The organism is Reyranella soli, assembly GCF_007992495.1.
Classification (GTDB): domain Bacteria; phylum Pseudomonadota; class Alphaproteobacteria; order Reyranellales; family Reyranellaceae; genus Reyranella; species Reyranella soli.
On the sequence record NZ_BKAJ01000180.1, the window covers coordinates 1 to 6,329 of the forward strand.

Below are 6,329 nucleotides of genomic sequence, written 5' to 3' on the forward strand. Positions count from 1 at the left end.
CCGCCAGGACTGGAAGAGGCAGGCGGATTCGTGGCTTCTGGAAATTTCCGACAGAGGCGCACGAACGCGATCCCGTTTTGCCGTTCAGCCTGTCAAAACCATTGTGCAGAGCCGGTAGACTAGGGTATCGCGCCGGACTTGATGCGTGTAAGAACTTAAGTTATACCAGGGTTACCCTCCGGTGAGGCGGTACTAGAGAAATTTGTGTGCCTGTCCGAAGTGCGCATTGTCGCTGCTAGTCCCTATTCAGGGGACAGTGCTCGGGCACCATCAGTGTCAGAAGAATCATAATATCAATAGTTTGATGGGATTTCCGGAGAAGCGCGGCGAACTCGATCCCGTTTTTGCCGCTCAGCCCGCCAAATCCTCTGGGAAGAGATACTCTAGTTGGGGAGCAGGGCCACCACGCAGACGCCGATCCAGATGACGATCGCGAGGGCGAGGGGCCAGTCCGACAGCACTGCATCGGTCGGCGATTCGCCGCCGCCCAGACGCTCGACGACGTACCAGTAGCGGTAGAGGCCAAAGATGACCAAAGGGATCGTTGCGGCAAGCTTGGCGTTGGCCGACATCACGAACAGGCTGTAGAAGATCAGCGCGCCGGTTGCCGACATCTCGGCATAGCGCTCGATCAGCGCCGCGGAGTACATGCGCAGCACCTCGCGGCTCTCGGTGCCGTTGCTCGCCAGTTCCTGCCGCCGCTTGATGGCCGCCAGATAGAGCGCCAGGCAGAGCGTGGTGATCGCCATCCAGCTCGACAGTGGCACGGCCAGCGCGAGGGCACCTGCATAGGCACGCAGCACGAAGCCGGTGGCGATTGAGAAGAGATCGAGCACAGGCTGATGCTTCAGCCAGTAGGTATAGGCCACGTTCAATGCCAGGTAGGCGAAGATCGCGAGCATGGTATCCACCGACCAGAACCACCCGGCGGTGAGCACGCAATAGCAGGCGATCAGCAGGCCGATCGCCGAGCGCAGTGAGACGGTGCCGGCCGCGAGCGGTCGGGAGTGGCGCTTGATCGGGTGGGTGCGGTCGCGCTCGACGTCGCGGATGTCGTTCAGGATGTAGGTCGCAGACGAGGCCACGCAGAACAGCCCGAACGCGATCAGTGCATTGATGACGGATTCGGGATGCGTGAACTCTCGGGCGAACACCAGCGGCGCCAGCACGAAGGTGTTCTTTATCCACTGCTTCGGACGGGTGAGGCGAAGCAGGCCGATCAGCGGCGACATATTGATAACGAGATCATACCCCCGAGATGGTTATACTGGGGACCGGGAGCATGGAAAAGGTCAATTGATGCGGCTTGCGATCGTCTACGCGATCATTGCCCTGATCGCGACGGCCGCGAACCTCGCGGCTCAGGCGCTCGCCGTCCGCCTGTGGACCGGTCCGTGGCAGATCGAACTGTCGGTGCTGGTCGGCACCGCGGTCGGCCTGGTTCTCAAGTACCTGCTCGACAAGGTCTTTATCTTCAACTTCAAGGCCGAGAGTGCGGCGCACGACCTGCAGACCTTCATCCTCTATTCCGGCATGGGTGTGGTCACCACCCTGGTCTTCTGGGGCTTCGAATTCGCTTTCTACAGCGCTTTCCAGGACAAGAGGCTGCGCTATCTCGGTGGGCTGATCGGCCTCGTCATCGGCTATTGGGCGAAGTATCGCCTCGACAAGCGCTTCGTGTTCCGCGCTGCTGCCGCGCCATGAGGCGCATGTCGTCCTGGGGCCGGCTGTCGGCGCTGCCGCACGATGTTGTGGAGCTCTCGGATCGGGCCACCGTGGCGGCCGCGCTGGCTCGCAGCCGGCCTGGCATCGCCTATGGGCTCGGTCGCAGCTACGGTGACGTCTGCCTCAATCCCGGTGGCACCCTGTGGCGGACGGCCGGCCTCGATCGTCTCATCCACTTTGATGCGTCGACCGGACGTCTGATCTGCGAGGCGGGCGTGGTGCTGCGCGATATCCAGAACCTGTTTCTGCCGCGCGGCTGGGGCCTGGCGGTGCTGCCTGGCACGCAGCTGGTCACGGTGGGCGGCGCCATCGCCAACGATGTCCACGGCAAGAATCATCACGGGAGCGGCACCTTCGGTGACCACGTCCTGTCGATCCGCCTGCAGCGCAGCGATGGCGAGGAGATCGTTTGCGGTCCGGCCGAACGGCCCGACTGGTTCGCCGCAACCGTGGGGGGCCTTGGCCTGACCGGCCTCATCGTCGAGGCCGAGCTGCAGCTACGGCGCGTCCCGGGTCCGTGGCTCGAGGCCGAGACCATCGCCTACGCGGGCCTCGACGCCTTCTTCCGGCTGTCCGACGAATCGCATCCTGCCTGGGAGCATACGGTTTCCTGGATCGACTGCACCTCGGGCGGTGCCGGGGGCGATGCCGGGGGCGACGCTGGCCGCGGCCTTTTTCTGCGGGCACGCCCGGCAGCCGTTCAGCAGGGCGCCTGGCGCGCCCGCCGGCTCGCCATGCCGGTGTCGCCGCCGATCTCCTTGATCAACCGCCTGACGCTGAAGCCGATCAACCAGCTCTATTGGTGGCTCAACCAGCGGCATCTCGGGCCCCGCATCGTCCACTACCAGCCGTTCCTGTTTCCGCTCGATGCCATCGCCGGCTGGAACCGCGCCTACGGACCGGCTGGCTTCTACCAATATCAGTGTGTCGTGCCGCGCGAGAACGCGCCGGCGGTGATCGCAAGCCTGTTGGCGGAGATCGGCCGCTCAGGCGCTGGATCGGTTCTGGCGGTGCTGAAGACGTTCGGCGAGCGTTGGCCGCCGGGCCTGCTGAGCTTTCCCCAGCCGGGCACGACACTGGCGCTTGATTTCCACAATCATGCCGGCGTCGAGGCCTTGTTCGAGCGCCTGGACGCCTTGGTCGTTGCGGCGGGCGGCCGGCTCTATCCCGCCAAGGATGCACGCATGCCGCGGGCGATGTTCGAGGCCGGTTATCCGCGCCTCGGCGAATTCGTGCGCTACCGCGATCCCGGCATCAGCTCGGCGATGTCGCGCCGGTTGATGGGAGGCTGAAAGCCGAAGGAGGCTGGAGTGAGGATAGTCGTGATCGGGGCAACGTCGGCAATTGCCGAGCATTGCTGCCGCGTCTGGGTGCAGCGGACGGCCTGCGATCTGCTGCTCGTGGCGCGCGATGCGTCCAAGGCCGAACGCGTGGCGCAGGACCTCAAGGTGCGCAGCCCGACGTCGACTGTCGAGGTGGCGACCCTGGATTTTCTCGATGCCACGGCGATCGGCCGGCTGGCGGAGCGGGCTGCAGCCAGCACGCCGGTCGACATCGTGCTGATCGCCCATGGCAGCCTTCCCGAGCAGCGGTTGGCCGAAGCCGACCTCGCTCTGTGCCGTAGCACTGTGGAGGTGAACGCCGTGTCGCCGGCCCTGTTCGCCGAGGCCTTCGCCGCGCAATTGGCAAAGGCCGGGCGCGGCACCCTGGCGATCATCGGCTCGGTCGCCGGCGATCGCGGCCGCAAGGCCAATTACATCTATGGCGCGGCAAAGGGCTTCATCGAGCGTTACGCCGAGGGGCTGCAGCATCGCTTCGCCGGCGGCCCGGTGGCCGTCGTGCTGATCAAGCCCGGGCCGACCGACACGCCGATGACTGCCACAGTCAAGGCGCGCGGCGGCCGGCCGGCCCCGGTCGAGGAGGTGGCGCAGACGATCGTGCGGGGAATCGATGCCAAGTGGCCGTCGTTCTATGTTCCCGCGCGCTGGGGGATGATCATGCTCGTGGTGCGCAACCTGCCGCGGGTCGTGTTCAACCGGCTCAACATTTAGAGCCGGCCTCACGCAAACGTAAGCGGTCGTGTAGACGCGACCGTCGCGTTGGCGAAGTGCGCGATGTCGCAACTGGCGTTGGTGGCCGCGCTGCAGGAACTGGGGTTCAGGGAAGTTGCTCGCGTCTATTGAATAAGCGACCCGGACGTACGGCACTTTGCGCATAAGCAGCATCCTGGAAGAACCTCCTCACGATCCCAACCGACGTAAGGCATTTTCCGGCCGGCCAGCCGCTGGCTGTTCACATGCGGGGCACCATGGGCCAGGAAAAGCAAGACCCAACAGGTATCTCTAAGCTCTCGCCCCGGCCTCCGCCGTAGGTTACCATCCGCCCAAGGAAAGAGTTCCAAATGGCAGGGGAATCCACTCCCCAAGCAGGGGGGAACAAAGGAGGCTGGCACAGCGGTCGTTTTGCGCACACTTTCGCCGCCATCGATCTCGGCACCAACAACTGCCGGCTCCTGGTGGCCCGGGCGTCGGTCGACGGCTACGAAGTCATCGACGCCTACTCCCGGCCGGTCCGGCTGGGCGAGGGAGTGGCACTGAACGGGTCGCTGTGCGGCGAAGCGATCGAGCGCACCTTGGCCGCGCTGGGCGTTTGCGCGTCCAAGATCGAGCGCCATAAGGTCAGCCGCGCCCGCCACATCGCCACCGAAGCCTGCCGTCGCGCCTGCAACGGCGAGGACTTCCTGGCCCTGGTGAAAGCGCGCACCGGCCTCTGCTTCGAGGTCATCCCGCCCTCCGAGGAGGCGAGGCTCGCCCTGGCCAGCTGCGAGAACCTGCTCGATCCCGAGATCCCCTATGGCCTGCTGGTCGACATCGGCGGCGGCTCCACGGAAGTGAGCTGGATCAAGGTCTTCCGCCGCGCCGATCGCCTGGGCGGCGTCGCCACCGAGCTTCTGGACATGACCTCCGTGCCCTGGGGCGTCGTCACCCTCACCGAATCGTGCGTCAAAGGCCAACCGCGCGAGCAGCCCGTCACCCGCGCCTGCTACGACGACATGGTCGAGCGCATCCGCACCGACCTGCGCCCGTTCTGCGCCAAGCACGGCATCGGCGGCGCCATCGCCCGCGGCGAGGTCCAGATGGTCGGCGCCTCGGGCACCGTGACGACGGTCAGCGCCCATCATCTCGGCCTGAAACGCTACAACCGCACCCTGGTCGACGGCTCGCGCATCGGCCGCGATTCCATCCTGCGCATCTGCGACCAGCTCTCGGAGAAATCCGTCATCGAACTGACCGACATGCCCTGCATCGGCAACGAGCGTGCCGACCTCGCCCTGGCCGGTGGCGCCATCCTCGAGGCGGTGTGCCGCCAATGGCAGGCGCCGATGGTGCGCGTGGCCGATCGCGGCCTGCGCGAGGGCGTGCTAATGGACCTCATGCGCCAGGCCGACCGCGAGGCAGATCCGTTCCGCTGCCGTGACGAATAAATCCAGCAAGCCGACAGGACGCCGGGCCACCGTGCGCGTGAAGACAGCGCGCGGCCGCACCGTGTCGTCCCAGCGCTGGCTGCAGCGCCAGCTCAACGACCCCTATGTCGCCGAGGCCAAGAAGCGCGGCTACCGCTCGCGCGCCGCCTTCAAGCTGCTGCAGCTCGACGACCAGTTCCGGTTCCTGAAGCCCGGCGGCCGCGTCGTCGATCTTGGCGCCGCGCCGGGCGGCTGGACCCAGGTCGCCGTCGAGCGCGTGAAACCCGGAAAGGGTGGAGGCGTCGTGGTCGGCATCGACATCACACCCATCGAGCCGATCGCCGGTGCCACTGTGCTGGCCAAGGATTTCTACGACGACGACGCGCCCGCCGTGCTCGAGGAATTGCTGGGCGGGCCGGCCGACGTCGTGCTGAGCGACATGGCGGCCGCCGCCACCGGCGAGACCCAGGTCGATCATCTGCGCATCATGGGGCTGGCAGAGACCGCCCACGATTTCGCCCGGCAGGTGCTGAAGCCGGGCGGCAGCTTCGTCGCCAAGGTGCTGCGCGGGGGCACCGAGCGCACGCTGCTCGACCGGCTCAAGCGGGACTTCGCCAAGGTGAAGCATGTCAAGCCGGAGGCCAGCCGTGCCGATTCGGCGGAGATGTACGTCGTGGGAATAGGCTTTCGGGGGCAGGAAGCCCTTTGACTTCCTAGGGGCTGTGCACGGTGGTTTTGACGGGCTGAACGCAAACGGGATCGGATTCGTGCGACTCTGCCGGAAATTACCGTAGGTCATTGATGCCTCTGCCTCTTCCGGCCTTGACGGCGGCCGGATGCTGTCGCTCAAACCGCGACAGAGGCGACATTTCGCGTTCCTTGGCTCGACCGCGGGTCGGCGTGAATTTCCGCTAGATTCCGCTAGACCCGCAAACACCGACGAAGCCATTGAATCTTCGGCCTTTTTTAATTCCGCTATTTCCGCTGGCCGTTTTCACTCACCCCGACCGAACCGCCTTCCGGCGGCGTGACGGGATGACGGAAAACTGGGTCCGGCAGGGCTGCCGTCGGGTGCGCTGGTATCGGATGAACGATGCATAGAGCAGAGCCGCTGGGAGGCGAGCACGAGGTCAACATAACT

Annotated in this window: 6 protein-coding genes; 5 read left to right on the forward strand and 1 reads right to left on the reverse strand. The window is 65.5% G+C overall.

The window, feature by feature from the left end:
* Window positions 1-383 precede the first annotated feature (383 nt).
* Window positions 384-1,232 carry a decaprenyl-phosphate phosphoribosyltransferase gene (locus tag RSO01_RS39505; RefSeq protein WP_147156094.1) on the reverse strand — a complete coding sequence of 283 codons (849 nt, stop codon included), beginning with the start codon at window positions 1,230-1,232 and terminating at the stop codon, window positions 384-386.
* Between the two features lie 67 nt (window positions 1,233-1,299).
* Here RSO01_RS39505 and RSO01_RS39510 point away from each other — a divergent pair, with 67 nt between their 5' ends.
* The 5 genes from RSO01_RS39510 to RSO01_RS39530 all read left to right on the forward strand — a co-directional run bounded on the left by RSO01_RS39510 (window position 1,300) and on the right by RSO01_RS39530 (window position 5,897).
* Window positions 1,300-1,704, forward strand: a complete 405-nt coding sequence (locus RSO01_RS39510; protein ID WP_147156095.1) for a GtrA family protein — start codon at window positions 1,300-1,302, stop codon at window positions 1,702-1,704.
* Complete coding sequence (locus RSO01_RS39515; RefSeq protein WP_147156096.1) at window positions 1,701-3,017, forward strand: FAD-binding oxidoreductase; 1,317 nt, start codon at window positions 1,701-1,703, stop codon at window positions 3,015-3,017. The genes RSO01_RS39510 and RSO01_RS39515 overlap by 4 nt, the downstream gene beginning before the upstream one ends.
* Before the next feature lie 18 nt (window positions 3,018-3,035).
* Window positions 3,036-3,776, forward strand: coding sequence for an SDR family NAD(P)-dependent oxidoreductase (locus RSO01_RS39520; protein WP_147156097.1), 741 nt, complete (start codon window positions 3,036-3,038; stop codon window positions 3,774-3,776).
* 350 nt (window positions 3,777-4,126) lie between these two features.
* A complete protein-coding gene (locus tag RSO01_RS39525) occupies window positions 4,127-5,209 on the forward strand; it encodes a Ppx/GppA phosphatase family protein (protein WP_147156098.1) in 1,083 nt (360 codons plus the stop codon).
* Window positions 5,210-5,240: 31 nt separating this feature from the next.
* Window positions 5,241-5,897, forward strand: coding sequence for an RlmE family RNA methyltransferase (locus RSO01_RS39530; protein ID WP_246159113.1), 657 nt, complete (start codon window positions 5,241-5,243; stop codon window positions 5,895-5,897).
* Window positions 5,898-6,329: the final 432 nt, after the last annotated feature.

Coding starts and splice junctions, on each gene's coding strand:
- RSO01_RS39505 (WP_147156094.1), bottom strand. CDS start 1,232: ATGTCGCCGCTGATCGGCCTGCTTCGCCTCACCCGTCCGAAGCAGTGG.
- RSO01_RS39510 (WP_147156095.1), top strand. CDS start 1,300: ATGCGGCTTGCGATCGTCTACGCGATCATTGCCCTGATCGCGACGGCC.
- RSO01_RS39515 (WP_147156096.1), top strand. CDS start 1,701: ATGAGGCGCATGTCGTCCTGGGGCCGGCTGTCGGCGCTGCCGCACGAT.
- RSO01_RS39525 (WP_147156098.1), top strand. CDS start 4,127: ATGGCAGGGGAATCCACTCCCCAAGCAGGGGGGAACAAAGGAGGCTGG.